Below are 24,374 nucleotides of genomic sequence, written 5' to 3'. Positions count from 1 at the left end.
GCCGGACGGTACTACAGTCCGTCGGTCTGGTGACGCAGATCGGCGAGCAACGCCTGGCCGTGGGGCGTGAAGTGCTCGGCGTTCCGTTCAAGCTGGTCCATGAGGTAGCGGACCGCCGGCATGCCTTCACCGTAGGCGGCCTGGAAGCACGCCCGCTCGTTCTCGTTCAGGTCTTCGCGGTCCAGCTCGGTGCGCCTGAACCGCAGGAGCTGGTTGTAGACGCACGTCGCGTGGAAGGTTCGGTCGATCTCCCAGAACTGGTTCCGCTCCTCGCTCGCCGCTCGCCACGCGATCTCGATCTTCGGGGAGGCCTTGGCGGAGTAGCCGTTGGCAAAGACCGACCGCTGGAGGATGTGGAAGCTGACCGACTGATGGACGGCCTCGTGCAGGATGTTCTCCGCGAGGAAACGGGGTGACGGCTCCGTGCTGACGGTGTTGGGCGGGATGTGCAGCAGCGCCTTCTCGGAGAACATGACGACGTACGGGAGGGCAGGGTCGCTGGAGCTGGTCAGCGAGGAGCCGCCAGTACCGGGCTTGAGACCCACCCACAGCAGGCCCCGAACGAACTCGCGAACGCGGGCGAAGCCCTCAGGGTGGATCGAAGCGATCCGCTCCAGCGCGCGGGTCAGGTCTGTGCGGCGCGCGACGGTGTGTTCGAGGATCCCGTACGTCTCCAGGTTGACCTCCTTGGCGAGCTGCTCGTGGAGGGCGCCGTCGAACCAGTCGAAGACGGCCCCGTCGACGGGCACGGGGTCGGCGGCGAGAGTGCGGGCGTGCTCGGCGTAGGGGGTGCCCGACTTCACGAGGTGCTCCATCAGGGCGAACGGGAGGGCGTGTTCGGAGCCGTTCTCGCGAAGCTGGGTCAGCACCGGGTCGTCGCGGTTGAGGTCGAAGAACGAGCCGCTCTCTACGCAGGCGGCGATGGTGGTCGGCATGGTCGTGTCTCCTCGGTCGCGTTGCGCCGGGTGGTGGATCGCGGAGTGGTGGCGACGTGGGACGGGGCGCCTCGGTGGTGACGCTGCGAAGCGCCCCGCGATGCCGTCAGTCAGTCGGGTCGGTGTCAGACTCTGGTCAGACCTCGGTGACCTCGGGGGCGGCGTCGTCCGGAACCATGTGGTCCAGCCGGCGCGTCAGCGAGGTGAGCGGGGCAGCCGGGGTGAAGCCGTCCGTAACGGAGTGGTCCAGCCGCCGGGTGAGGTTGTCGACCTGGTTGGTGTCGGCCATGGTGGTGCTCCCTTCGGTGTTCACGGATGGTGCTGGTGATGGTGCGTCCGCCCCGGCATGTGCCGTGAGGAGGTACGGGGCGGGGGTCTGTGGTGGGGTCAGGCCCGCTGGATGTTGTCCGCGGCCGTGGTGCACTCGATCCCCGAGGCCGGGCGGATGTGCGCGATCCGCACCGTGCGACCGTCGTCGTGCAACTGGTGGGTGACGGCGGTCAGCTCGCCTTCGGTGCGGCTGGCGATGTCCCGGACGCGGATGCCCAGGAGGGGATGTTGCTCGTAGCCGGCGTGGTCGACGGCGTACTCGTGATCCGTCACGTCGGCACCTCCTCGCGCGACTCCCGGATTCGGATGTGGAAGTCACCGAGCTTCTGCCAGCCGCGGCGGGCCCGCTCGCTCAGGGCCGGGGAGCGGCGCCCGTAGGCGGAGGGGACGTCAGCCTTGACGGCGAACGCATCCCCGGGGAGGGGCTTGGACCAGTCTTCGCGCTGTCGGGCCTTGGGGCGACGGGGGAGTTCGGGACCGGGCATCGAGCCCTCCTCTCCGAGGGGTTGCAACGGGACGCAAGGACCGGGGAGGTACGGCTGCGCCCCGCTGCCGGGGGTGCGGCGTCAACTTCGTTCCCAGGCGCTGGGGCTGGTCGAACCCGCAAGATGAACGTACGGTCGCTCTGCGTGCACCGGGACTGACTGCGGGTACGTGTGACGTGGAGGGCCACACCGGGGAGCGCGCGATGGCCACGAGACCAACCACCGGAACGATCGCGGGCTTTGTGCTGCGCACGGCGCGGGAGTCGGTGCCGCTCACGCAGGCAGGGATGGCCGAGGCCCTCGGCGTGGACCTGGCCACGGTGCAGGGCTGGGAGTCGGGACGACGGCCGGTCGCGAACATGCGCGCGGTGGACCTGCTGGGGCTGCGGCGGAGGCTGGCCGCGCTCGGTGCGGACGCGGCGGTCATCGCCCTGCTGGACGCGGCGATGGACGCGGACCGGATCATCAGCGCCACCCTTGTCGATACCGACGGACCCCATCCGCTCGCGGAGTGGGTGCACACTCGGGACACCGCCCACATGCTCGCCTGGGCCCTCACCGGGACGCGCCCACCCTCCCTTGCCGGTACCCCGTCCCCTCGCCGACGAGGGCCGGCAGCTACTTCTCCGCTCCTCCCCGCCCCGGACCGGTTGGCCTTCTTCGAGCGGCTGCGGACCACGGCGGAGGCAGCCCCGCGGACCGACGCGCAGGGGGTCCTCCTGCACCGCCAGGCCCTGTATCTGACCTCGTACGACAAGAGCCCCGAGGCGGTGGCCTGGACGGCGCAGGCCCTGCACGCTCGGCGAGGTCTGCTGGCCCGGCGGGGGTGGACTCCGCACTGGGCGGAGGCGCGATCGACGGCCACCGCGCTCGCAAGGCTCGGAGATCCGGTCCCGCTGCTCGACTTCATCGAGCGGGCGATGGTGGACGACGACGCGGGTGAAGCAGCGAACCTGAACTACTGGGCCTACTGGCTGGGTGGTACCCCGTTACCCCAGTCCGACGACATGTTCATGCGGGACCGGCAACTCACCGGCTGGGATCCCGTTACGCTGCTGCGGGGACTGACATACGGCCTGCACCATGCCCCCGGGTACGTCGACCTGTACGTGCACACGATGTGGGCCCTGTTGATCGCACACCCTTGGCTGCCGCAGGCGTCCGGCCTGCTGGTGCGGGACCTGGCGGAGCGTACGGCGCGGCTGCTGGACGGAGGCGGTACCTCCGAGAGATCCCGGCGCGAACTGGCCAGCGTGCATTACGTTCTTCGTGATCGAGACTGATACCGGAGGTCGGCAGATGGCAGACGAGACGGCGAAGGACACGGCCGCGTTCCTCTTCGAGATGGGTGTGATGAAGAACGCCAAGCGGACCGGATGGTGGTTCACCGGCAACAACAACCCCGAGTCGATCGCCGACCACTCGTTCCGCGTGGGCATCATCGGTGCCGTGCTGGCCATGATGGAGGGCGCCGACCCGGCGAAGGTCGCGCTGATGTGCCTCTTCCACGACACACAGGAGACGCGAATCGGGGACATCCCGCACATCGGCCGGCGCTACATCGACGTCACCGCGAACGTGGACGTCACCGCGGACCAGGTGGCCCGTGCCCACCCTGCCGTCCGGGCCGGTGTGCTGCGGGTGGTCGAGGAGTACGAAGCCGGCAACACTCCCGAGGCGATCGTGGCCAAAGACGCGGACAAGCTGGAGTGCCTGGTGCAGGCGGTGGAGTATCGCTCGCAGGGCAACACTCTGGTGCAGGACTGGATCGACACCTCGTTGAACAGCCTCAAGACCGCATCCGCCCGCGAATTGGCCGATGCGGCGCTGAACATGTCGCCGCTGGAGTGGCGGAACAAGTACCTGGGGCAGTAGCCGGCCCGGAAACGCTGAAGGCCCCGCTGCCGCGGGAAGCGGGCACTGCGTCGGCCCGAAGGCGGCAGGACGCGGACCGGACCGGCCAGAGGCCCTACACGCCCCGCCGTCCGCGTGCGGCTTGGCCGGTTTTCGGGTCGTGTTCGGCGGGTATCAACGGCGGGGCCAAGGGGGCGGTCATGTGGCAGGTCGCGTGGGGAACGGTCTACATCGTGCTGGGCGTGGTACTGGTGCGGCAGTTGCGCTCCTACGCGCAGGAGAATCAGCGGCGGATCGACCCGCCCGTTCGCGAACCCGCCGATCCCGACCTGTACGTCCTGGCCGCCCTGTCGGGCGGGGGGTCGCGCGTGGCCGACACGGCGCTCGCCGCCATGTTCCTGGACGGCCGGCTGACGAGCCCCGCCGGAGGTCGTGTCCTGCTCGCGGACGCGCCGGGGCCGGACGCCGTGCAACAGGCCGCCGTCGAGTTCCGTGCGGCCGGGGGCGACGCCCAGGACGGGCCCGGACTCCTGGCCGCCGTACGGCAGTCGGCGGCAGTGGCGGACGTCCTGCGGGAACTGGCGGCGGGCGGACTGCTGGACGACCCCGAGGCCGGTAGACGCACCCGGGCCGCGCGCGCACGCGCGATCCGCGCCTGTCTCGCCTGTGCCGTGGTGAACGCAGGGGTGTGCGCGGCCGACTGGGCCGTCCGCGATCGGGTCCCGCTGGAGTGGACGGCGGCGTACGCCCTGCTGTGGGTCTGCGGGTTCGTCGCCCTCTGGTACGAGGGGTCGAAGCCGGACCTGCGCCCCCTGGCGGCGCGGAAGCTGTCCGTCCGGCTGAGTAGGCGCGGCCGGTGGACCCGGCTGCCCGGCCAAGACCGCCTCGACCGCAAGACCGCCGCGACACTCACCGCCGTGGCCCGCCGCGGTACCCATGCGCTGCCCGCGCTCCAGAAGGCGCTCACCAGACCGTACGTGACGCCGTCGCCCTCTCCCCGCACTCCGTCCACCGCTTCCCACTGGGTGTCCGGCGGCGGTGTCGGGCTGGGCGGGGCCGATTTCGGCGGCGGCGGGTGCGGAGGCGGCTGCGGGGGCGGCCTCTGATTCCTCCACCGTGACGCCAGTGCGCCATCGCCATGACGCAGTGTTGGGTGTCTCACCTGCCCGGCTGTGGAATCCCACCCCGGGGGCCGTTCTGTTCGTGCTGGAGGGGGCAGCCGGAATCGACGGGTTCACCTATCTGATACCCCGGCCCGACGGCCGGATCCTGCTGGACAACCTGCACGCCAGACCGGGCCGCACCGGGTCGGGAATCGGCAGCCGGCTCTTGGCCCGTGCCCGGGCCTGGGCAGCGGACGAGCACCCGGACCGGGCGGTGTACCTGGAAGTACTCCGTGCCAACACCCGCGCCATCGCCTTCTACGAGCGGCACGGAGCCCTACGCACCGATGAGCGCACCTGCCGGTTCGACCAAGGCTTCGAACTGCCCGAATTCGAATACACCTGGCCCGTCACGGCGCTCACGTAGCGGAGGCCGACTGGTTGACGTCGGCGGGGATGACCGGCGGGTTGCGGGGTAGGCGCGGCCCGGAAGCCCCGCACCGGAGATGACGATCGGCAGTGTCAGGCGACATGGCCGGGATCAAGGAGCAGACCCACCAATGGACCACCATCGGCAGGAAGAAGAATCCGCACCGGCAACGGAGCGGCTGCGCGACCAGGTCGAGCACACCCGTGACGAACTCGGCCGGACCGTGGAAGCCCTCGCCGCCAAGGCCCGCGACGGCGTGACCCATGCCGGCCACCTCGCAGCCGTGAAGGCCCCGGACCCCGTCCGCGAGAAGGCCGGGGCGGTGGCGAAGACGGCTCGGGCGAACCGCACGCGGCTCGTGGCCGGCGCCGCGGTCCTGGTGGTCTACCTGTTCCTGCGTCGCGGGCGGAGGCACACGTGAAGGCATCGAAGATCGCGTACCGGCCCGTCGGGCTCACCCTCGGTGCCGTCAGCGGCCTGCTCGCCGGCGTGGCTTTCAAGCAGGCGTGGAAGATGGCGGGCCACAAGGGCGACGCCCCCAGTGCCATGGACGAGGACCGCACCTGGCAGGAGGTGCTGGTCGCGGCAGCCCTGCAAGGGGCGATCTTCGCCGTGGTCAAGGCTGCCGTCGACCGTGCCGGAGCCGCCACGATCCGACGGCTGACCGGCACCTGGCCCGGCTGACGAGCCCCTGCGTACGGCAGGCCGCGGCGCATCGCACGCCGCGGCCTGCCGTACGCAGGGGACTGGTCTGATCAGTGCTCACGGCGGTCGCGCAGGGAGTCCCCGACGCCGCGGACCTGCTCGTCGGCCTTGCCCGCGACCTCCCGGACCTTGCCCTTGACCTGGTCCGTCTTGCCCGCGGCCTTCATGCGCTCGTTGCCGGTCGCCTTGCCGGCGACCTCCTTCGCCTTGCCCTTGGCCTGCTGCATCTTGCCCTTGGCCTTCTCCGCCATGGGAAACACACCTTTCGAAAACGGACTCTCCTTCTTGAGGTGGCAGGTGCCCGGCGCCGGCTGCCGTACACGTGCTGCGCCGCTCCGGTGCGCCCGGGGTGGTCGGGCGTCGACCGCGTCGGTGACGAGCCGAAGCCGGTGCTCGTGACCTGCCGGCCGGCCACCAGCCCCTCGGCCCCGGCCGGAGGCGGCGTCCGCCCCCGGACGGTCCGACGCCGGGCGTGTGCGGGCGTTGGTTCGGGGCAGGTGCAGGGTAACCAGCCTGGTCTGGTAGCAGACCGCGCTCCCTCCGGTCACCCCCTGTGACCGGAGGACAGGGTTTGTCATCCGGTTGCGTCGCGGCCCGACGCCGCGCAAGTGACGGCCTTCTCCGCCCCCTCCCGGGGAGCCGACCGTGACAGGCTCCCCCAGAACGGCGGACGCTCATGCATCCCGCCCTCCATATCGACGTCACTTCCCGTGTCGGCCCCAGGGCCACGGCCCATCGGAATGCCGGCCTCCCCTCAGCGGCGCCCACCCGCTCACGCGGGCACAAGGACGCAGGCGGGCCCGGGAGGAGGTCGTGAACATCACGTCATCCGGCTTGCCCATGCCCGCCCCCGGGCTCAAGACCGACATCGTGCGCACCGGCGAAGCACTCGTCTGCGTCCTGTCCGGCGACCTCCACACCGGCACCCGGGACGTCGCCGACCAAGCCCTGCGCGACGCCCTGGACAGCGGGCCGGGGCTGCTGGCGGTCGACCTCGACGCGGTGGAGCTGTTCACCGCCGACGGCCTCAACCTCCTCCTCACCCTCCGTGACACCGCCCGCAGCCGGACCGTGCCCCTGATCCTGCTCTCCCCCAGCCGGGCGGTCCGCACCGTCCTCGACCTGACCGGCGCCGTCGGGACGTTCACCATCCACGTCTCCCTCGCGGAAGCCACCACCCACGGCGACCGGCCGTGACTCTCCGGCAACGGTCGGAGCACAGGAGCGGGGGGTGTAGGAGGGCGGATGGCGGGCAGCCGCGAGAGGCAACGGAGTTTTCTGCCGCCGGGACAGTCCATGCGTCCACCGCCTGCCGAAGAGCGCCACCGCGAACTCGCCCTCGCCGACACCGCGGATCCACGGGCCTGCCATACGGGCATCGCCTGGGTCCGCGAGACCCTCACCGAATGGCAGCTCCTCGACCACAGCCAAGACGCCCTCCTGATCGCCGCCGAGCTCCTCTCCAACGCCGTCAGACACGGCGGCGGCATTCACACCCTCGGTCTGACCCGTCACGACGAGCGCCTGCGGATCAGCGTCACCGACCCCAGCCCGGTCCCGCCCCGGCTTCGCGAGCACCGCCCCGACTCCATAGGCGGGCACGGCATCTTCCTCGTCGACCGCCTCGCCCACGACTGGGGATGCCGGCCGCACCACCGCGGCAAGACCGTCTGGGCCGACCTCGCCCTGCTCCCGGCGACAGCCCGCAGCGGCGACGGGGAACACCCTTGAAGCGGCGCCCGTGAACAGCCCCTGCTCCCCCGCGTCGGCGGCCGCCGCCGCGCGCTGGTGACGCGTACGGCCACACCTCTGGGATGCTGGCGCGCATGGCAGTACCCGAGACCCTCCGGCTCCTTCAGGTCACGCGCCCCCGGGAGCTCACCCCCGGCCTCAGACGCGAACTCGTCACCTGCTGGGAGACGGTGACCAACTCCGGAGGCGCGGTCATCGCCGCCCGCTTCCCGATGCCGCCGGTGAGCGCCGACGACGTCGGTCCCGCGGTGGACGACCTCGTCGACGGGCTCGACCCGGGACACGAGCGGATGCTCATCGCCACCGTCGAGGGCACGCTCGCCGGATGGCTGGTCGTCCGCCGGGACCGGCATCCGCTGGTCGCGCACTGCGGCGTGGTCAACCACGTGCAGACCCACCCGCGCTTCCGGGGACGCGGGATCGGGGCCGCCCTGATGCACCGGGTCCGGGACGTGGCCCGGGACGAGATGGGGCTGGAGCGGCTGCGGCTCTCCGCGCGGGGAGGGCTCGGGCTCGAGGACTTCTACCGCAAGCTGGGCTGGGTGGAGATCGGCCGCTGGCCCGGTGTGCTGCGTGTGGCTCCTGGTGACGACCGGGACGAGATCCTGATGACGCTCCCCCTCTGACCGCCCGGATCCGGTCGTCTCCCGGGCATGAAGCGGCCCTTGTCCTGTCAGACCGGGCACAACCGCACCGACGGGAGGTTACGGTGGTAGGACCGTTCGGCGGTACCGGTGCACATTCCTCGTCGGGGAGGAACAGCTGGGATGAGCGTCGCTCCTCTGTACCTGGAACCACGGATGGAACCGCGGATGGCCTCCCTCCTGGGATCCGCAGCGTTCCTGCACACGCTCGTCGAGGCCCTGGGCTCGCCCCTGAACCTCGTGCTGCCCGAGCAGTTCGCGGAGAACGCGGAGCGCTTCCGCTCCGTCCTCGACGGCAGCAGACTCGGCGGCCGGGTCTACTTCGCCCACAAGGCCAACCGGTCCAGCGCGCTCGTCCGGCGGCTGACGGCGACCCGTGCCGGCGTCGACACCGCCTCGCTGAGCGAGTTGCAGCACGCCCTCGCGGCCGGGTTCACCGGTGACCGGATCATGGCGACCGGGCCCAAGGACCCCGAGTTCCTGTGGCTCGCAGCGCGCTGCGGGGCGACCGTCCATGCCGACGGGGCGGCGGAACTGGAGCAGGCGGCCGGCCTCGTCCGCAGGTACGGCCTGCCTCGCCTGCGGGTGATGGTGCGGCTGTCCGGGTTCGAGACGTCCGGGGCGAAGACGCTGGCCCGCAGGAGCCGGTTCGGTACCGCCATGAGGGACCTGGACCGGCTGCTCGACGTCCTCGAACGCCACCGCGACGCGCTGGATCCGGTGGGCGTCGGCTACCACCTCGACACCACCAGTCTGGACGAGAAGGCGGCCGCCCTCGAAGGATGCCTGCGCGCCATGGAGGAATTACGGAGCCGCGGCTTCGAGCCGCGCGCCATCGACGCAGGCGGTGGCTACGGTGTCAGCTACCTCGCCCGTGCCGAGCAGTGGGAGCGCTACACGTCCGAGCTGACCCAGGCGGTGATGGGCAGGCGTCCGCCCCTCACCTGGGGTGGTCACGGCTACGGTCTCCGCGTGGAGAACGGCACGCTCAAGGGGACCCTCTCGCTCTACCCGGCGCACCGCCCGCTGACCGGCCCCGCCTATCTGGAGGAGCTGCTCTCCCGACCCGCGCCGGGCCTGGGGCGCCCGCTGGGCACGCTGCTCCTGGAAGGCCTCTACGACCTCTACGTCGAGCCCGGCCGCGCCCTGACCGACCAGTGCGGGGCGTCCCTGGCCAAGGTGCTGGAGGTACGGCCGTCGGACACCGGCGCGCACCTCGTGCGTCTCGCGATGAACGCGAGCGACGTCGGCCTGGAGGACCACGGCGTCCTCATGGATCCGGTGCTCCTGCCGCGCGACGGTTCGTCGGCGGGCGCGTGCCGTCCGGACGGTGGCGGGCCGGTGGCCGTGCACCTGCTGGGCAACCTCTGCCTGGAGGCGGACCTGATCACCCGCCGTACGGTGTACCTTCCGCGGCTGCCGCGTCCCGGCGATCTGCTCGCCTTCGCCAACACCGCCGGGTACTGCATGGACTTCACCGCAACCCATGCGCAGCAGCAGCCCGTCGCACGGAAAGTCGCCGTCCACCAGAGTGCTCCGCACGCCGGCGGCGGGGCCTGGCGCTGGTGCCTCGACGAGCAGTACTGGCCGACCACACGTACGGGGGATGACGCATCATGAGGTACGACAGCATCACCGAGGCCATCGGCAACACCCCGCTGGTACGCATCGACCCGGCCGTCCACGGCCTGCGCAACATCGACCTCTACGCCAAGCTGGAGATGCTCAACCCCTTCGGCTCGCTGAAGGACCGCGCTGCCTGGAACATGGTCCGCGCGGGGCTGCCGGAGGCCCGCGAGCGCGGCGAGACGATCGTCGAGCTGTCCAGCGGGAACACCGCGAAGGCCCTCGCCCTGATCGCGGGGATGCACGGCCTGTCCTTCAAGAGCGTCACCAACAGGATGCGCATACCGGAGGTCAAGGACCTGCTCCTGCTGCTGGGTGCCGAGATCCGGGAACTGCCCGGGCAGAGCGAGTGCCTCGACCCGACGGACACCGACGATCCGCTGACCCGCTTCCACCAGGAGCTGAGCCGGCCCGGCAGCGCCCACCTGCACACGGACCAGTACTTCAACGCCCTCAACACCGACGCGCACGCCTCGGGCACCGGCCCGGAGATCATCGCCGACCTGGACGGGCGCGCGCCCGACTGGTTCATCGCCTGCGTGGGCACGGCAGGATCCTCCACCGGGGTGGCCAGGGCGCTGCGCGCCCACGACCCGGCGGTGCGCGTCGTGGGCCTGGTCGGCGAGAAGTCCGACTTCATCCCCGGCATCCGCACCCTCGACGAGGTCCAGGAAGTCGGCATCTTCAATCCGGCGACGTACGACACGATCGAGTCGGTCGGTGCCGACGACGCCCTCGACGGCATGCTGACGCTGCTGCGCCGCTGCGGGATGCTCGCCGGACCCACGGGCGGGGCCGCGTACTTCGGTGCGGTGCGCCACCTCCGGGCGTTCGACGCCGAGCTGACCGAGCGCAGGACGGCCGTCTTCATCGTGTGCGACCGGGCGGAGAGTTATCTCGGGTACGTGCGGCAGCGCCGTCCGGACCTCCTCGGCAGGCCCCCGGTGCGCAATTCGGTGGCGACTCTGACCGACGCCGAGCTCCGCGCGGCGGCCGTCATCGACGTCGCCGACGCGCAGAAGTGGATCGAGGCCCAGCGGCCACTGGTGATCGACCTGCGGGGCCCGTTCGCGTACGCGGCGCTTCACATCGACGGCTCGGTGAACATCGTCGACGAGCTGTTCGAGGAGCTGCTGAAGGGCGGTCTTCCCTTCGGCAGGCGGCAGCCCGTGCTGCTGGCCTGCCCGGTCGGCGAGAAGTCCGTCCGGTACGCGGCGCTGCTGACCCGGATGGGGCATCCCGACGTCCGCAGCCTCGCCGGCGGCATCATCGCCTGGCGGGACGCCGGTGCACCGCTGGTGCGTGACTGACGTGGCGGCGGCCGGTCCCGCCGACGAGATCGCGGAGCTGGCATCGTGGCAGCGCCGCCTGCGCGACCAGTTCCCGATCGTGGCCGGTCACCCGGAACTGACGTACCTGGACAGCGCCGCCACCTCGCAGAAGCCGCAGACCGTCCTCGACTCCGTACAGCACTACCTCACCACCTCGAACGCCAACGCCGGCCGGGGCTCGTACCCCTGGGCGAACACCACGACGGCGCTGGTGGAGCGAGCCCGGCAGCGGGTCGGGGAGTTCCTGGGCGACCCCGAGCCGGACCGGTCGTACGTGCACTTCACGAGCGGGGCCACGGAGGGGCTGCGCGCGGTCGCGCTGGACTGGCTGCCCGGGTTCCTCTCCGACGGTGACGAGATCGTCGTCCCGTTCGCCGACCATCAGGCCAATCTGTCGCCCTGGCTGGAGGCGAGGGACCTGCTCGCCCGGCAGGGCGTCCGGATCCGGGTGCGGGAGCTGCCGTACCAGGCGGGCTCCGGCGACTACGATCCGCAGGCGCTGAGCCGCATCGTCGGCCCCCGGACCCGGTTCGTGGCCGCCACCCACGTCCACCACGTGTACGGCGCCGACATGAACGTCGACCGGCTGCGCCGGGTGGTGGGTCCGGACGTGCCCATCTGCCTCGACGCCGCGCAGAGCATCGGTCACCTCCCGGTGTCCGTCGCCGGACTCGACGTGGACTTCGTGGTCTTCTCCGGCCACAAGGCACTGGCCCTGCCCGGGACCGGTGCCGTGTGGTCGCGCGGGGTGCGGGGGCCCGCCTTCCGTCCCGGCGGCTGGCAGGGCACCCCGAACACGGCCGGCATCGTCGGCCTGTCGGCGGCGCTGGACTGGCTGGACGAAGCGGGCACCGACCGGATCGAGCGCTGGACCGTCGCGCTCACCTCCCGGCTGACCGACGCCCTCGGCGCGATGGACGCGTACGAAGTGCTCGGCTGCCGGGCCAGCCTGGACGCCGGCTCGCCGGTGCAGCGGCGCCGGAGCCTGGTGACCTTCCGGCACCGCACCGTCAACTCCGGCGACCTGGGCTTCATCCTCTTCAGCCACGGTTTCATGGTGCGTTCCGACGGGCACTGCCAGGCCGGCACGGACCCGAAGGAGGGCTCGGTGCGCGTGAGCCTCCACGTGTACAACACCCCTGAAGAGATCGAAGAGTTGCTCACCACCCTCACCAATCTGCAATGATTTCCATTAACAGGTATGGGGTGATGGCCAACGGAGGCAACTCGAACCATGGGCACGATGAGCACCGCGACGGCGGCACGCTGGGTCGAGCGCTGGGAGAGCCAGCAGCAGCACTACGCAGTCGACCGCGAGGAAAGATTCGAGGTCATCGCAGACCTGGTCGAGCACGTGACCTTCGGCCGGCCGGACCCGCTGGTGCTCGACCTCGGGAGCGGACCCGGATGCCTGGCGGCACGCATCGCCGCCCGCCTCCCCGCGGCGGAGGTGCTGGCCGTCGACACCGACCCGCTCCTGCTGAAACTGGGCAGCACGCACTACGGTCCCTCGATCCGCTGCGTCGAGGCGATGATCGGCGCGCCCGGCTGGCTCGACGCGCTCGCCCTGGACCGGCCGGTCGACGCCGCAGTGTCGACCACCGCACTGCACTACCTCGGCAAGGACACGCTGCGAGCGGTCTACACGGAGCTCGCCGGCCGGCTCCGTCCCGGCGGCATCCTCGTCAACGGGGACCACATCAGCCCGGATTCGACGCGCGTCTCGGAACTCGCCGGGGACATCGGGCGCCGCTACGCCGAACGCAACGCGGAGCTCGCCGCCGAGGACTGGGAGTCCTGGTGGTCGGGCGCGGCAGCGGATCCGGAACTGGGGCCCCTGCTCGCCGCCCGCGGCGCCGGTCGGCGCCCGCCGTGCGAGGGGAACGACCTGACCCTGTCCGGGCACGTCGAGCTGCTGCGCGCGGCGGGGTTCGAGGACGTGGGTGCCGTCTGGCAGGTCGGCCACAGCCACGTCCTGGCCGCTATCCGCTGAGCGGGCCGCGGCCGGGACGTGCGGGGCGCCGGCTGTCGCGGCTGTGCGACCCGGTCAGCGGCCCTGGAGGGACCTGACGTTGTCGCCGAAGCTCCAGCCCTTCGAGCCGTCCCAGTTGATCGACCAGGTCATGAGGCCCTTGAGGGAGCCGCCGAAGGCGTTCCACGACTGGCCGACCAGGCCGGGCGTCATGTGGCCGCCGCCGGCGCCGGGCTGGGCCGGGAGGCCGGGGACCTGCTTGTCGTACGGCACCTTGACGGTGGTGCCCTGGATGACGAGGCCGTTGTTGAGGCAGGTGGTCTGGGCGGTGAAGCCCTGCACGGTACCGGCCTGGTACGAGTCGCCGGAGCAGCCGTACATGCTGCCGTTGTAGTACTGCATGTTCAGCCACCACAGGCGGCCGTTGTCGGCGTACTTCTTGATGATCGGCAGGTAGGAGCCCCAGATCGAACCGTAGGTGACGCTTCCTCCGGTGACGTACGCGGTCTCGGGGGCCATGGTCAGGCCGAAGCCCGCGGGCATCTGGGCCAGCACCCCGTCGATGATGCGGATGAGGTTGGCCTGGGAGGGGGACAGCGTGTTGATGTTGCCGCTGCCGGTGAGGCCGGTCTCGATGTCGATGTCGATCCCGTCGAAGTTGTACTTCTTGAGGATCGGGACGACGGTGGCCACGAACCGGTCGGCCACGGCGCTGGAGCTGAGGTCGATGCCGGCGGTGGCGCCGCCGATCGACATCAGGATCGTCGCTCCGGCCGCCTTGGCCCGGCACATCTCGGCGGGGGTGGCCACCTTGACGGTGGCGTCCATGCCGTCCTGCCACAGGACGGTGCCGTCGGAGAGGATCACCGGGAAGGCCGCGTTGATGACGTTGTAGCCGTGGGCGGCGATCCGGCTGTCCGTGATGGGGATCCATCCCATGCCGGGGTGGACGCCGTTCGCTGCGCCGTCCCAGTTCTCCCAGTACCCCTGCAGGACCTTGCCCGACGGCTTCGGCTTGGTGGGGCAGGTCTCGCCCGGCGGCGTGGTGGTCGGGGGCGCGGTGGTCGGCGGCGTGGTGGTCGGCGGCGTGGTGGTCGGGGGCTGGCTCGTCGGGGGCGCGGTGGTGGGCGGCGGCGACGTCGGAGGCGCTGTGGTCGGGGGCGGGCTCGTGGGCGGCGGGCTCGTGGGCGGCGGCGTGCCGGGTCCCGTGAGCGACACGTCGTCGGCGTGGTACGCGGGCTGGCCGTACCAGCCGTGCAGGTAGACGGTGACGGACGTGGTGCTCGGCCCGGTGGTGAAGCCGATGGTGAGCGGGCCGTACGACGGGCTGCTCGGTGTCCACGTGGACGTGGTGCCGGTGAGTCCGGTCCCGGTGGCCCCGAGGTGGACGTAGCTGCCCTGGACATGGGCGCTCAGGGTGTACGCGGAGTCCGGCCGGACGCTGATCGTCTGGGAGCACCGGGCGTTGTCCTGGCCGGTCGGCGTGGCCTTGAGCGCGGCACTGCCGGAACGGACCGGGCTGCCGACGGCCGTGCCGGAGCCCGCGGCGCAGGTCCAGCCGGACAGGCCGTTCTCGAACCCGGGGTTGGCGACCAGGTTGGCATCCGCGTCCGCCGTGGTGGCGGCTCCGGCCGTGACCGAACCGGCCACGGCCATGCCGGCGGCGACGACCGCGACGGCACTCATGCCCGCGAGCGCACGCCTCAGGGTGGCCGGCGCGCTCGCGGTGGGTCCGGGGCCCCCGGAGGGCGGAACCGGGGGACGTGGCCTTCGACGGAACATGCGGAGCTCCCTTCCCGCCGAACGCCATGGCCATGACAGGCCTGTGGGAGGCGTGACGCCCGGCTCTGCACGAGTGGGGACATGCGGGGCTGTGCCGGTCCGGATCGTAGGAGCGGACCGGAGAGCCGGTCAATAGGTCTGGACCAAAGATGCGATGGGTTCAACTGGCTTGCCCGACAAGGCGCATGAGGTCCGCACGCCAGGGCATGCGCGGCCCATGACCGTCAGGAAGACGAGCGTGCTCGTACTGGACTGCGCAGAACCCGAGGCCCTGGCCCGGTTCTACGCCCGCCTGCTCGGCGCCGAGACGTGCGCCGGACGGGAACCCGACCTGGTCGAGGTCGTGACGGCCGACGGCGTGCAGCTCGCCGTCCGCCGCGACCACGGCCACGCACCGCCGAGCTGGCCGCGCCCCGAAGACTCACAGCAGGCCCACCTGCGGATCTTCGTCGCCCCCGACGACCTCGACGAAGCAGAGCGGGAGGCGGTGTCACTGGGGGCCCGTCCGGTCGCCTCCGACAGCGAACCGGGCGCACACACGGCGCGCCTCTTCACCGACCCCGCCGGACACTCCTTCACCCTCGCGGCCGTCGTCGCGGTCGCGGGAGGAGCGGAGTAGCGCATCGTGCCGTGCCGGCAGACCCCGAGGAGAGACCCTTGTTCAAGAGGAGAAAGAAGAGGCACACCACCCCAGGATCATCAGTTCCCCCGATTCCGCCGGCTCCGCCGGTTCCCGCAGCTCCCCCGATTCCCACCGCTCCTCCCGATGCGCCCGCCGCACCCGCCGCACCCGCTTCCCCCGGGCCGCCCGACCACCGCGCACACCCCGCGGTGCGCGCGCTCGCGATGCTGGCGAGCCTGGTGGGGCTCGTCCTGTTCAGCGTCGTCCTGGCACGCCTCACGCTGGAGCCGTCCCAGGCCTCGGCAGACCTGGTGCGCAGCAACGTACATCCGGGCAACTCGATCAGGGCCTACCTGGAGGACGCGTCCGCCGGCTCCGCGGCGAAACAGCTCGGCGGGAACCTGCTGCTGGGCGTCCCGTTCGGGATCCTGCTGCCCGTCCTCGTACCCCAGACCCGGGGCGTGCTGCGGGTCGCCGTGCCCACCGCCGTGGTGATGGTCCTCGTCGAGCTGATCCAGGGCGCCCTGGTCACCGGGCGCGCCTTCGACGTCGACGACGCCCTCCTCAACACGGCCGGCGCGCTGCTGGGCTACCTCTTCCTCGGGCGCCGCATGAGCCGGGCCGTCCATCCCCGCCGCCGCCACTGGTGGCACCGGTGGGGTGCAGCCGTCCGCCGCGCGGCAGGGCGGCGACGGCCGGAGCGCGAGCCCCGGACCGGCGCCGGATGAGGGCCCGGACGTGAGCGACATGGCCCTTCGCCAGGGCTCCGCCCACGTCCGGGGTGGTGCGAGCGTCCTCAGAGCGCCTTCGCCGACCGGTCCGCTCGCGCCGCCCGTACGCCGTCCCCGCGGGCGGCCAGCGCGACGGCCGCGAGGCCGAGTACGGCCCAGAGGGACAGCACCAGAGCCGATCCGGCCGCGCCCGCGCCGTCGAAGTAGGCGACCGAGCGGAGAAGGGCGCTGCCCGCGCCGGGCGGCAGCCACTGGCCCAGCAGTCCGGCCGGCTCGGGCAGCAGCTGCGGCGCGCCCCCGGCACCGGAGAACGGGTTGCCGAGGAGGACGACGAGGAACGCGCCGAGCCCGATGCCGGGCTTGCCGAGGAGCGCGTGGAGCCCGGCGATGCCGCCGGCGATGGCGGCGACGGTCAGGGCGAGGACGCCGGCCTCGGCCCACCAGTTGCCGGTGAGCACGCCGAGCCAGCTGTGGGCGAGCGCGGCCCCGGTCAGGCCGACGAGGGCGGAGGCGCCGAGTACGGCCGTGACGGCGCGGCGGCCACGCAGTCCCGCGAGGGAGACGAGGGCGCCGGCGGCGACCCCGGCCAGGGCGAGGGGCAGGACGCTCGCGCCGAACCCGGTCCCCCGGGCGTCGGCGGCGGGCGCGGGGACCACGTCCGTGACGGGCACGACCGCCCCTGCGGGCGCCTGTGCGGTGACGGCCTGGGCGAGCAACTGCGCGACAACGGGGCTCGCCGCGGAGGCGGTCAGGAGACGAGGGCCCTGCGGGGTGACGACGACCGCCCCGTAGACCTCGCGATGCTCGACGGCGCTGCGGGCGGCGGCCTCGTCGGCGTAGCGGTGGATCTCGAACGCCCCCGGGTGGGAGGCAAGCCGCTGCTCCAGCGGAGCGGCCGCGGCAGCCGGTCCCGCGATGCCGAGGGGAAGGTCGCGGGGCGCCATCCGGGCGGCGGGCCAGGCGAAGGCCCACAGGGCCAGCGCGGCGAGGAGCGGGACCATCACCGTCACGGCGAGCATGCGGCGGCGCTCGGAGACCGGGGAGTGGGGGGCGGAGGGGGTCGGCACGGACGGCGCTGCGGGCGCCGGTGCGGGCGGAGGCGTCGGCGCCGGGGTCGGTCCGGGTGTCATGGCAGGCTCCCCTAAAGAGAAGGATCGTTCGTTTTACGACGTGGACCCACTGTGCGCCGCCCCTGCCACCTTGTCAAGAATGAATGTTCGTTTTACGGTGGGCCCATGGCTCGTGTATCCCAGGCACACCTCGACGCCCGCCGCCGCCAGATCCTCGACGGCGCCACCCGCTGCTTCACGCGCAACGGCTTCCACGCCACCTCCATGCAGGACGTGCTGAAGGAAGCGGACCTGTCCGCCGGGGCCGTCTACCGCTACTTCCGCAGCAAGGAAGAGCTGATCGCCGCCATCGCCGAGGAGACGTTCACCTCGATCCGCGGCGCGTTCGAGACGGCGGCGCAGCAGAGTCCGCTGCCGACCCCCGACCTCCTGCTCGCCGAGGTCCTCGGCACGATCCTGGAGACGCGCGCCGGGGACCCGGCCGCCGGGCCGCGCGACTTCCCCCGCCTCATGCTCCAGGTCTGGACCGAGACCCTCCGCAACGAGGAGCTCGCCGCACTGCTGCGCCGGGGCTACGAAGAGATCAGCGGGCTGTGGGTGGGGCTCGTGGCTGCCTACCGAGAGGCGGGCATGCTCCCCGCCGACGTCCCCGCCGAACACGTCGCACGGACCCTGATCGCGTCGGCCCAGGGCTACGTCGCCCAGCAGGCCCTGTTCGGCGGGGTCGACCCCGGCATGCTCAGGGACGGGCTGCGCGGCCTGATGTCGATGGGCGGGGCAGAGCCGACGACACCCCGCTGACCCGCGGTGGAGCGAGCGCCCGGGGTCACGTCCTGCCCGCGGGCTCGCCGCAGACCGGCGGCGGAGGCTCGCGGGTGACGCGTCATTCGATGCACAAACAGCGCAAGTTTCGCTCCGCGCAGCCGCGGTCCATGGTGGAGCTCTCGGGGCATCGGACACCGTATCCTCCAGGAGGAACCGTGCGACTTCGTGACGAGCTGCCCGTGGACCACCCTCTGAACCGCGTCTACCGGTACGGGGCCGCCCTGTGCGGGCTGCTGCTCCTCGTGTTCGGCTGCCTCGGCTTCGCCGACAGCCTCTCCGCGTTCGACACCGACGGGCGGGAGATTGCGGGCCTGTCCACGAACGGACTGCTCAGCAGTGTCTCCGTCGCCGTCGGGCTGCTCCTGATCGTGGCCGCCGTGATCGGCGGGAACGTGGCCTCGACGGTGAACATCGCCGTCGGCGTCCTGTTCGTCCTGAGCGGCTTCGTGCACCTCTTCCTCATCGGGCGCCGCGGGAACGTGCTCGACTTCGCCCTGTCCAACGTCTTCTTCAGTTTCCTGATGGGCCTGCTGATCATGACGTTCGGGATGTACGGACGCGTCAGCGGCGGCCTCCCCCATGACAACCCGTACTGGCAGCGGCGCCACCCCGAGCAGGCGGGCCGGGACGCGAGCGCGCAGGCCCGCCCGGCGATCACCACGGCGGGATCCGCCGTGGCCGCGCCCGCCGGCGGTGCCGTGCTGCCGAAGGCATAGTCAGCCCGTACGAGGAGGAATCATGAACACTCCGGGCACACCTCCCACCCCCCGCACTCCACCGGCAGGGCCGACGCCGGAAGAGACTCCGCCGGCCGAGGGCTCCATCTCGTCGGCGCATCCGGAACGTCCCGACGGGGGCGTCTGGGAACACCCCCGGGCCTTTCTGGTCCTGATCGCCATCGGTGCGGCCATGATCGCCGCGTTCTTCGCGGCACGGATCGCAGGCGCGTGAGCCGGGTCCGCGCGTCGAGCACACGGCCGGCGGATCCGCTCGTACTCGATGCGGAACCGCCGGCCGCGTCGGCTGCGCCACCGGCGCTCCGGCTCAGAGCACGGTCACCCGGGCGAGGGCCCACGAGGTGTGGTCGAGGGCCGAATTGGCGTTGGCGTCCTCGACGACCAGGTGGAGCATCCGCACCCCGCGCACGTCGACGTCCACTTGTACGGGGCCGCTCGCTCCGGTCAGCTTGCCGCTGGTGAACAGGACCTTGCCATCGCCCCGCACCGAGGCCCGCGTCGCTCCGGTGGCGGCCTGGTTCGTCGAGAAGTCGTCGATGCCGACGCGTGCGGTGAAGCGGTTCGCCGTCCCGCCCAGGTGGTAGACGATCTCGGAGGGTGCGTGGACGCCGAGGCCCTTCGCGTAGGTCACTCCGCCGAACGAGATCGGCGTACCGTCCCCGGCCGCTTTCCGCCCGTTGGACCGGTCGATCTCCACGGGACCCCAGCCGTTGGTGGCCGAAACCCACGGGAGATCGCTCAGGTAGGCGTCCGCGACGGGCGCCGGCGGCACGGTGGAGACCGGCTCCGTGGCGGAGAACCGCAGCGGGCCCGTCTGCGACTCCGCGGTGCCGTCGACGGTCAGCGGCCACCGGGTGCCCGGGGCCGCCGTCGCGGGCGGGGTGACCCGCCAGGTCGTGGTCAGCGCGGCACCGGCGGCCAGCAGGTCCTGACCGGCCGGGGTGGTGGCCTGGACCTGCCAGCCCGCCGGAGCGCGCAGTGTGAGGAGGGCCCGGGTCCACGGCCTGCCCGAGCCGTTACCGAGCGTTCCGGTCACCGTGAAGGCACGGCCGGGCACGGCAGGCCCCTGGACATGCGCCATGGCCCCGAAGGGCCTGCGGACGTACGTTTCCACCCACGACGAACGCATGAGGGCTACCAGGCCGGCCACCACGGACGGGTTGGCGTCGGCGACGTTGCGCTGCTCACCGAGGTCGGAGGCGAGGTCGTACAGTTCGAGCTGCCACTGTGCGTCGGGCAGGGCGTGGTCCCTGACCGGCGCGAACCGCACGGCCTTCCAGTCGTCCTTGCGCACGGCCTCGGCGAGCCAGGTGGCGCGGCCGCCGTCCTGCGTGTTCGCACGGCTGGTGACTCCTCGTTCGTCCCGATACCAGTACAGGTGGTCGTGGCGTGCGGCGTCCGGGCTCCCGGCGAGCAGCGCAGCGGCCGAGAGTCCGTCGATGTCCGTGGGGGCGGGAGCGCCACCGAGTTCCGCCAACGTGGGGAGCACATCGGTGAGCGAGGTGGGACGGTCGGTGGTGCCGGCGCCGATCCGGCCCGGGGACCAGGCGATCAGCGGGACGCGGATGCCGCCCTCGTAGAGGTTGCGCTTGTAGCCGCGCAGCGGGCCGTTCGCGTCGAACAGGTCGGGGTTGACGCCGCCTTCCTCGTGCGGACCGTTGTCGCTGGTGACGAGTACGACGGTGCTGCCGTCGATGCCGAGCGCGCGCAGCCGGTCGGTGAGGTTCCCGACGAGCGTGTCGAAGGAGGTGATCTGGGCGGCGTGGCCCTTGTTCTGCGCGGTCCAGCTGCGGGACGCGTACGCGCCGACGTCAGGGATGTCGCTCGGTGCGTGCGGCACGGTCGGGGCGAGGAAGAGCAGGAAGGGCTCGGCGGCGTGCTCTGCGACGAAGTCCAGCGCGCGCTGCTCGATCAGATGAGGGGCGTAGGCGCCCTTCGCCCCGCCCGCGTTGGCGGCGATCGTCTCCTTCACGCCGTTGTGCCACAGGTACTGCGGGTAGTACTCGTGGGCGTGACCGTGGTCGATGTATCCGTAGAACTCCTCGAAACCGCGGGAGTTGGGGTGGCTGGGCTGGTCGGCCTCCTCCGGCCCGAAGCCCCACTTCCCGATCAGCGCGGTCCGGTAGCCGCGGGCCCGCAGCACTTCGGCGAAGGTGGTGTCACCGGCCTTCAGCGCGCCGGGCGTACTGCCCGGATTGGCCCGGACGGCGGAGTGGCCGGTGTGCAGGCCGGTCAGCAGCGAGCAGCGGGACGGCGCGCAGACCGCTGCGGTCGAGTAGGCGTCGGTGAACCTCAGGCCCTCGGCGGCGAGCCGGTCGATCCGCGGGGTGGTGATCAGTTTCTGGCCGTACGCGCCGAGGTCGCCGTAGCCGAGGTCGTCGGCGAGGATCACGACGAAGTTCGGGGTCGCCGTGTCCGAGGTCGTGGCGGTCCGGGCTGCCGGCGGCGCCGCGTGGGCCTCCGGAGCGGCGGGCTGCGCAGCGAGGCCGAGGGCAGCGGTCGAACCGACGAGGAAGTGGCGGCGGGTGGACATCGGATGCTCCTCGGCTCTCGCGGACGGGAGTTCGATCATGCGTGGGGTTCGGCTCCCACGGCCATGCACACGGCATGAAGAACGTGTGACGGCGCCCCTGCCCACCCGTGCGTTCGAAGGCCGCTGGGACAACCCGAAGCGACGCAGGCGGAGTTCCACTCTTCACACGCCGTACATGGACCGGTCCCGGCCCCGCCCCTAACCTCATCGGCATGGCAGCAGGAAGCCTTCTCACTGCGCGCCGCCACCTCGACCTGGGCAGGCTGGCGAGCGCCCTGTGTCCGGTCGCCCCGGCGCGACGGTAACCACGCCCCCTCGCACGGGATTCGCGCCCGGCATCGCGCACCGGCCCGCCCCGAGAGGCCTGGTCGGCCGATGCCCGGTTCTCGTCCCTCTGCACCCTCTGCACGGCAGTCGGTCTGCCGTGCCCCGTACCAGCTGCGGAACCAGGAGAAGACGTCCATGAGCGACAACAGCAGACCGCGGGTGAGCCGCCGCGGCTTCCTCGCCGGTACAGCGGCAGCCGCGGCCACCGCGGCAGTGCCGACGATCGCCCAGCTCGCGGCCGGCAGTCCCGCCGCTGCCGCCACCCGCCCCAACATCCTGCTCATCGTCACCGACGACCAGCCCAAGCACACCGAATGGGCCCTGCCGAAGACCACGGCCTGGCTGGCCGACCAGGGAGTGAAGTTCACCAACGGGCACGTCACCACCCCGCTCTGCTCGCCGTCCCGGTCGTCGGTCCTCACCGGCCGCTACGCCCACAACCACGGCGTCCGGAACAACCAGGCCTCGTACCGGCTCGACCACAGCACCACGCTGCCCCGGTACCTCAAGCAGGCCGGCTACCGCACCGGCCTGTTCGGCAAGTGGCTCAACGCCTGGACCCTGTCGCACAACCCCCCGCACTTCGAGGAGTTCGCCCTGCTCCAGCCGGGCTACGTCGACGCGCAGTGGAACGTCAACGGCACGGTCCAGACGATCAACGGCTACACGACGAACATCGTCAAGAGCCGCACCCTGAACTTCCTCGACAAGGCGGCGACCGACACCCGGCCCTGGTTCGCGTACGTCACCCCGTACGCCTCGCACGGCCCGCGCACCCCCGAGCCGAAGTACGCCGGCACGGCCGTCCCGGACTGGAACGGCAGGCCCTCCGTCCCGGAGAACGACCGCAGCGACAAGCCCGCCTACATCCGCAACGCCACCGGCACGCTCGCCGACGGAAAGCAGATCCGCGCGGAGCAGCTCCGCACCCTGCGGACCGTCGACGACGCGGTCCAGGCGTTCAAGGACAAGCTCCAGGCGCTCGGACAGCTCGACAACACCCTGGTCATCTACATCGCCGACAACGGCTTCGGCTGGGCCGACCACGGCTGGACCAAGAAGTCGGTGCCCTACCGCCCGGCGCACGAGGTGCCGTTCTACCTCTCCTGGCCGGCCGGCGGCCTGGGTGCCGGGACCACCGACAACCGCATCACCGCCAACATCGACATCGCCCCCACCGTCCTCGACGCGGCCGGGATCACCCCCGCCCACTCGGTGGACGGCAGGTCACTGCTCTCCTCGTACAGCCGCGACCACCTGCTCGTCGAGTGGTGGCAGCAGGGCGCGACCGCGGGCGGCCCGCCCACCTGGGCGTCGTACGTCGCGAAGGACAAGCAGTACACGGAGTACTACGACCTCACCACCGACGGCGACGGCACCGTGTCCGGCACCGGGCAGGTCAGGTTCCGCGAGTACTACGACCTGGCGGGCGACCCGTACCAGCTGACGAACCGGCTGTACCAGGCCACCCCGGCGGAGGAGCAGAGCCTGGGCATTCCCGCGCTGGCGACCCAACTCGCGGCGGACCGGACCGCGTAGCCCGTCCGGCCGGGTGCCCCGCGGCGTCGGCCGCGGGGCACCCGGTCCTCACCCCACACCTTCGGAGCCGCCATGCGTTCCTGCTGCACCCCGGGACACGGTGACGTCACCACCGTCACGCTCTCCCCTGCACCGCGACCACGTTCCGCCGCATCCCAGCGGGCCGCCCGCCGGCTGATCGACCTGCCGGGCGGTCGTTTCCTCATGGGCACCGACGACCCCGACGGCTTCCCCGGCGACGGGGAAGGGCCCGTGCGCGAAGTGGGCGTCGGCCCGTTCCGCATCGCGCCGACGACGGTGACCAACGCCCAGTTCGCCACCTTCGCGAAGGCCACCGGCCACGTCACCGAAGCCGAGCGCTTGGGCTTCTCGTTCACTTTCGGCGGCTTCCTGTCCGAGGAGGTCGCCGCCGTGTCCCGCCACGTGGCGGCCGTCCCCTGGTGGCGGGCGGTTCCCGGTGCGAGCTGGCGCCGCCCCGAGGGCGCAGGCTCGTCCGTCACCGCGCGCCAGGACCATCCCGTGGTCCACGTCTCCTGGAACGACGCCCAGGCGTACTGCGCCTGGTCCGGCACCCGCCTGCCCACCGAGGCCGAGTGGGAGTACGCGGCCCGCGGCGGCCTGGAACAGCGGCGCTACCCGTGGGGCGACGACCTCACCCCCGGCGGCCGGCACATGTGCAACATCTGGCAGGGCGACTTCCCCGTCCTCAACACCGCCGAGGACGGCTACGAGGGCACGGCCCCGGCGAAGTCCTTCCGCCCCAACGGATTCGGCCTCTACAACACCGTCGGCAACGTGTGGGAGTGGTGTGCCGACTGGTTCGCACCGGGAAGCAGCCGCGTGATGCGCGGCGGCTCCTACCTCTGCCACGACTCGTACTGCAACCGCTACCGCGTCGCGGCCCGCAGCTCCAACACGCCCGACAGCTCGACCGGCAACATCGGGTTCCGCGTGGCCGCGGACGGCGGCAGTGGGGGCAGCGCGGTGGACCTCCTGCACCACGACGGTCCCGTGCCCGCCCCCAGCTGACCTTCCGCGCCC

At 71.8% G+C, this 24,374-nt stretch carries 28 protein-coding genes; 20 read left to right on the top strand and 8 right to left on the bottom strand.

Annotated features, from left to right (window positions below; all coding sequences use genetic code 11):
* Positions 1 to 11: 11 nt before the first annotated feature.
* The 4 genes from LG634_RS06905 to LG634_RS06890 all read right to left on the bottom strand — a co-directional run bounded on the left by LG634_RS06905 (position 12) and on the right by LG634_RS06890 (position 1,750).
* Entirely contained in the window at positions 12 to 935 is a 924-nt protein-coding gene (locus LG634_RS06905; RefSeq protein ID WP_226732736.1) for a hypothetical protein, read from the bottom strand.
* A 136-nt stretch (positions 936 to 1,071) separates the two neighbouring features.
* Positions 1,072 to 1,248 (bottom strand): hypothetical protein, encoded by a 177-nt coding sequence (locus tag LG634_RS06900; RefSeq protein ID WP_226732735.1) that lies wholly within the window; start codon positions 1,246 to 1,248, stop codon positions 1,072 to 1,074.
* A 74-nt stretch (positions 1,249 to 1,322) separates the two neighbouring features.
* A complete protein-coding gene (locus tag LG634_RS06895; protein WP_226732734.1) occupies positions 1,323 to 1,538 on the bottom strand; it encodes a hypothetical protein in 216 nt (71 codons plus the stop codon).
* Positions 1,535 to 1,750 carry a hypothetical protein gene (locus LG634_RS06890; RefSeq protein WP_226732733.1) on the bottom strand — a complete coding sequence of 72 codons (216 nt, stop codon included), beginning with the start codon at positions 1,748 to 1,750 and terminating at the stop codon, positions 1,535 to 1,537. Before LG634_RS06890 ends, LG634_RS06895 begins: the two co-directional genes overlap by 4 nt.
* A 203-nt stretch (positions 1,751 to 1,953) precedes the next feature.
* On the opposite strand from LG634_RS06890, the gene LG634_RS06885 reads away from it, so the two are divergent.
* The 6 genes from LG634_RS06885 to LG634_RS06860 all read left to right on the top strand — a co-directional run bounded on the left by LG634_RS06885 (position 1,954) and on the right by LG634_RS06860 (position 5,821).
* Positions 1,954 to 3,033 carry a helix-turn-helix domain-containing protein gene (locus LG634_RS06885; RefSeq protein ID WP_226732732.1) on the top strand — a complete coding sequence of 360 codons (1,080 nt, stop codon included), beginning with the start codon at positions 1,954 to 1,956 and terminating at the stop codon, positions 3,031 to 3,033.
* Between the two features lie 16 nt (positions 3,034 to 3,049).
* A complete protein-coding gene (locus tag LG634_RS06880; RefSeq protein ID WP_226732731.1) occupies positions 3,050 to 3,625 on the top strand; it encodes an HD domain-containing protein in 576 nt (191 codons plus the stop codon).
* 179 nt (positions 3,626 to 3,804) lie between these two features.
* Positions 3,805 to 4,710, top strand: coding sequence for a TIGR04222 domain-containing membrane protein (locus LG634_RS06875; RefSeq protein ID WP_226732730.1), 906 nt, complete (start codon positions 3,805 to 3,807; stop codon positions 4,708 to 4,710).
* A gap of 43 nt (positions 4,711 to 4,753) precedes the next feature.
* Positions 4,754 to 5,134 carry a GNAT family N-acetyltransferase gene (locus LG634_RS06870; RefSeq protein WP_226732729.1) on the top strand — a complete coding sequence of 127 codons (381 nt, stop codon included), beginning with the start codon at positions 4,754 to 4,756 and terminating at the stop codon, positions 5,132 to 5,134.
* A gap of 133 nt (positions 5,135 to 5,267) precedes the next feature.
* A complete protein-coding gene (locus LG634_RS06865; protein ID WP_226732728.1) occupies positions 5,268 to 5,558 on the top strand; it encodes a DUF3618 domain-containing protein in 291 nt (96 codons plus the stop codon).
* Positions 5,555 to 5,821: a DUF4235 domain-containing protein gene (locus LG634_RS06860; protein WP_226732727.1), complete on the top strand. Its 267-nt coding sequence runs from the start codon at positions 5,555 to 5,557 to the stop codon at positions 5,819 to 5,821. The genes LG634_RS06865 and LG634_RS06860 overlap by 4 nt, the downstream gene beginning before the upstream one ends.
* Before the next feature lie 71 nt (positions 5,822 to 5,892).
* On the opposite strand, the gene LG634_RS06855 is transcribed toward LG634_RS06860, so the two are convergent.
* The gene (locus tag LG634_RS06855; protein ID WP_226732726.1) at positions 5,893 to 6,093 is read right to left on the bottom strand and encodes a CsbD family protein; all 201 of its coding nucleotides are present in this window, start codon (positions 6,091 to 6,093) and stop codon (positions 5,893 to 5,895) included.
* A 562-nt stretch (positions 6,094 to 6,655) separates the two neighbouring features.
* On the opposite strand from LG634_RS06855, the gene LG634_RS06850 reads away from it, so the two are divergent.
* The 7 genes from LG634_RS06850 (at position 6,656) to LG634_RS06820 (ending at position 13,188) form a co-directional block, all read left to right on the top strand.
* The gene (locus LG634_RS06850) at positions 6,656 to 7,039 is read left to right on the top strand and encodes an STAS domain-containing protein (protein ID WP_226732725.1); all 384 of its coding nucleotides are present in this window, start codon (positions 6,656 to 6,658) and stop codon (positions 7,037 to 7,039) included.
* Positions 7,040 to 7,138: 99 nt separating this feature from the next.
* Entirely contained in the window at positions 7,139 to 7,573 is a 435-nt protein-coding gene (locus LG634_RS06845; protein WP_226732724.1) for an ATP-binding protein, read from the top strand.
* A 95-nt stretch (positions 7,574 to 7,668) separates the two neighbouring features.
* The gene (locus LG634_RS06840) at positions 7,669 to 8,220 is read left to right on the top strand and encodes a GNAT family N-acetyltransferase (protein ID WP_226732723.1); all 552 of its coding nucleotides are present in this window, start codon (positions 7,669 to 7,671) and stop codon (positions 8,218 to 8,220) included.
* A gap of 141 nt (positions 8,221 to 8,361) precedes the next feature.
* Positions 8,362 to 9,858, top strand: coding sequence for a Y4yA family PLP-dependent enzyme (locus LG634_RS06835; RefSeq protein ID WP_226732722.1), 1,497 nt, complete (start codon positions 8,362 to 8,364; stop codon positions 9,856 to 9,858).
* On the top strand, positions 9,855 to 11,174 hold the full coding sequence (locus tag LG634_RS06830) for a pyridoxal-phosphate dependent enzyme (RefSeq protein ID WP_226732721.1): 1,320 nt from the start codon (positions 9,855 to 9,857) through the stop codon (positions 11,172 to 11,174). Before LG634_RS06835 ends, LG634_RS06830 begins: the two co-directional genes overlap by 4 nt.
* On the top strand, positions 11,167 to 12,381 hold the full coding sequence (locus tag LG634_RS06825; RefSeq protein ID WP_226732720.1) for an aminotransferase class V-fold PLP-dependent enzyme: 1,215 nt from the start codon (positions 11,167 to 11,169) through the stop codon (positions 12,379 to 12,381). Before LG634_RS06830 ends, LG634_RS06825 begins: the two co-directional genes overlap by 8 nt.
* Positions 12,382 to 12,438: 57 nt before the next feature.
* Positions 12,439 to 13,188, top strand: a complete 750-nt coding sequence (locus LG634_RS06820; RefSeq protein ID WP_372482378.1) for a class I SAM-dependent methyltransferase — start codon at positions 12,439 to 12,441, stop codon at positions 13,186 to 13,188.
* Between the two features lie 54 nt (positions 13,189 to 13,242).
* On the opposite strand, the gene LG634_RS38545 is transcribed toward LG634_RS06820, so the two are convergent.
* Positions 13,243 to 14,853 (bottom strand): glycosyl hydrolase family 18 protein, encoded by a 1,611-nt coding sequence (locus LG634_RS38545; RefSeq protein WP_443729004.1) that lies wholly within the window; start codon positions 14,851 to 14,853, stop codon positions 13,243 to 13,245.
* A gap of 313 nt (positions 14,854 to 15,166) precedes the next feature.
* Between LG634_RS38545 and LG634_RS06805 the strand changes: the two genes are divergently transcribed.
* Together LG634_RS06805 and LG634_RS06800 are read left to right on the top strand one after the other, a co-directional pair.
* Positions 15,167 to 15,568 (top strand): VOC family protein, encoded by a 402-nt coding sequence (locus LG634_RS06805; protein WP_226732718.1) that lies wholly within the window; start codon positions 15,167 to 15,169, stop codon positions 15,566 to 15,568.
* Positions 15,569 to 15,780: 212 nt separating this feature from the next.
* Positions 15,781 to 16,299, top strand: a complete 519-nt coding sequence (locus tag LG634_RS06800) for a VanZ family protein (RefSeq protein WP_372482377.1) — start codon at positions 15,781 to 15,783, stop codon at positions 16,297 to 16,299.
* A 68-nt stretch (positions 16,300 to 16,367) separates the two neighbouring features.
* Here the strand turns inward: LG634_RS06800 and LG634_RS06795 are convergent, their stop codons facing one another.
* Complete coding sequence (locus LG634_RS06795) at positions 16,368 to 17,321, bottom strand: ABC transporter permease (RefSeq protein WP_226732752.1); 954 nt, start codon at positions 17,319 to 17,321, stop codon at positions 16,368 to 16,370.
* A 216-nt stretch (positions 17,322 to 17,537) separates the two neighbouring features.
* On the opposite strand from LG634_RS06795, the gene LG634_RS06790 reads away from it, so the two are divergent.
* The 3 genes from LG634_RS06790 to LG634_RS06780 all read left to right on the top strand — a co-directional run bounded on the left by LG634_RS06790 (position 17,538) and on the right by LG634_RS06780 (position 19,148).
* On the top strand, positions 17,538 to 18,173 hold the full coding sequence (locus LG634_RS06790) for a TetR/AcrR family transcriptional regulator (protein ID WP_226732716.1): 636 nt from the start codon (positions 17,538 to 17,540) through the stop codon (positions 18,171 to 18,173).
* A gap of 179 nt (positions 18,174 to 18,352) precedes the next feature.
* Complete coding sequence (locus LG634_RS06785; protein WP_226732715.1) at positions 18,353 to 18,913, top strand: DUF4383 domain-containing protein; 561 nt, start codon at positions 18,353 to 18,355, stop codon at positions 18,911 to 18,913.
* 22 nt (positions 18,914 to 18,935) lie between these two features.
* Positions 18,936 to 19,148, top strand: a complete 213-nt coding sequence (locus LG634_RS06780; RefSeq protein WP_226732714.1) for a DUF6480 family protein — start codon at positions 18,936 to 18,938, stop codon at positions 19,146 to 19,148.
* Positions 19,149 to 19,241: 93 nt separating this feature from the next.
* Here the strand turns inward: LG634_RS06780 and LG634_RS06775 are convergent, their stop codons facing one another.
* Positions 19,242 to 21,467: a sulfatase family protein gene (locus LG634_RS06775; protein WP_226732713.1), complete on the bottom strand. Its 2,226-nt coding sequence runs from the start codon at positions 21,465 to 21,467 to the stop codon at positions 19,242 to 19,244.
* Between the two features lie 462 nt (positions 21,468 to 21,929).
* Here LG634_RS06775 and LG634_RS06770 point away from each other — a divergent pair, with 462 nt between their 5' ends.
* Together LG634_RS06770 and LG634_RS06765 are read left to right on the top strand one after the other, a co-directional pair.
* Positions 21,930 to 23,333 (top strand): sulfatase family protein, encoded by a 1,404-nt coding sequence (locus tag LG634_RS06770; RefSeq protein ID WP_226732712.1) that lies wholly within the window; start codon positions 21,930 to 21,932, stop codon positions 23,331 to 23,333.
* Between the two features lie 72 nt (positions 23,334 to 23,405).
* Positions 23,406 to 24,362 (top strand): formylglycine-generating enzyme family protein, encoded by a 957-nt coding sequence (locus LG634_RS06765; protein WP_226732711.1) that lies wholly within the window; start codon positions 23,406 to 23,408, stop codon positions 24,360 to 24,362.
* Positions 24,363 to 24,374: the final 12 nt, after the last annotated feature.

This window comes from Streptomyces bambusae (assembly GCF_020532645.1).
Classification (GTDB): Bacteria; Actinomycetota; Actinomycetes; order Streptomycetales; family Streptomycetaceae; genus Streptomyces; species Streptomyces bambusae.
Note: the sequence above shows the minus strand (reverse complement) of the source record. Positions and strands in the feature narration are given on the sequence as shown.

Coding starts and splice junctions, on each gene's coding strand:
- LG634_RS06790 (WP_226732716.1), top strand. CDS start 17,538: ATGGCTCGTGTATCCCAGGCACACCTCGACGCCCGCCGCCGCCAGATC.
- LG634_RS06830 (WP_226732721.1), top strand. CDS start 9,855: ATGAGGTACGACAGCATCACCGAGGCCATCGGCAACACCCCGCTGGTA.
- LG634_RS06845 (WP_226732724.1), top strand. CDS start 7,139: ATGCGTCCACCGCCTGCCGAAGAGCGCCACCGCGAACTCGCCCTCGCC.
- LG634_RS06855 (WP_226732726.1), bottom strand. CDS start 6,093: ATGGCGGAGAAGGCCAAGGGCAAGATGCAGCAGGCCAAGGGCAAGGCG.
- LG634_RS38545 (WP_443729004.1), bottom strand. CDS start 14,853: ATGAGTGCCGTCGCGGTCGTCGCCGCCGGCATGGCCGTGGCCGGTTCG.
- LG634_RS06865 (WP_226732728.1), top strand. CDS start 5,268: ATGGACCACCATCGGCAGGAAGAAGAATCCGCACCGGCAACGGAGCGG.
- LG634_RS06795 (WP_226732752.1), bottom strand. CDS start 17,321: ATGCTCGCCGTGACGGTGATGGTCCCGCTCCTCGCCGCGCTGGCCCTG.
- LG634_RS06805 (WP_226732718.1), top strand. CDS start 15,167: ATGACCGTCAGGAAGACGAGCGTGCTCGTACTGGACTGCGCAGAACCC.
- LG634_RS06905 (WP_226732736.1), bottom strand. CDS start 935: ATGCCGACCACCATCGCCGCCTGCGTAGAGAGCGGCTCGTTCTTCGAC.
- LG634_RS06780 (WP_226732714.1), top strand. CDS start 18,936: ATGAACACTCCGGGCACACCTCCCACCCCCCGCACTCCACCGGCAGGG.
- LG634_RS06765 (WP_226732711.1), top strand. CDS start 23,406: ATGCGTTCCTGCTGCACCCCGGGACACGGTGACGTCACCACCGTCACG.
- LG634_RS06890 (WP_226732733.1), bottom strand. CDS start 1,750: ATGCCCGGTCCCGAACTCCCCCGTCGCCCCAAGGCCCGACAGCGCGAA.
- LG634_RS06880 (WP_226732731.1), top strand. CDS start 3,050: ATGGCAGACGAGACGGCGAAGGACACGGCCGCGTTCCTCTTCGAGATG.
- LG634_RS06820 (WP_372482378.1), top strand. CDS start 12,439: ATGAGCACCGCGACGGCGGCACGCTGGGTCGAGCGCTGGGAGAGCCAG.
- LG634_RS06775 (WP_226732713.1), bottom strand. CDS start 21,467: ATGTCCACCCGCCGCCACTTCCTCGTCGGTTCGACCGCTGCCCTCGGC.
- LG634_RS06835 (WP_226732722.1), top strand. CDS start 8,362: ATGAGCGTCGCTCCTCTGTACCTGGAACCACGGATGGAACCGCGGATG.
- LG634_RS06875 (WP_226732730.1), top strand. CDS start 3,805: ATGTGGCAGGTCGCGTGGGGAACGGTCTACATCGTGCTGGGCGTGGTA.
- LG634_RS06840 (WP_226732723.1), top strand. CDS start 7,669: ATGGCAGTACCCGAGACCCTCCGGCTCCTTCAGGTCACGCGCCCCCGG.
- LG634_RS06885 (WP_226732732.1), top strand. CDS start 1,954: ATGGCCACGAGACCAACCACCGGAACGATCGCGGGCTTTGTGCTGCGC.
- LG634_RS06770 (WP_226732712.1), top strand. CDS start 21,930: ATGAGCGACAACAGCAGACCGCGGGTGAGCCGCCGCGGCTTCCTCGCC.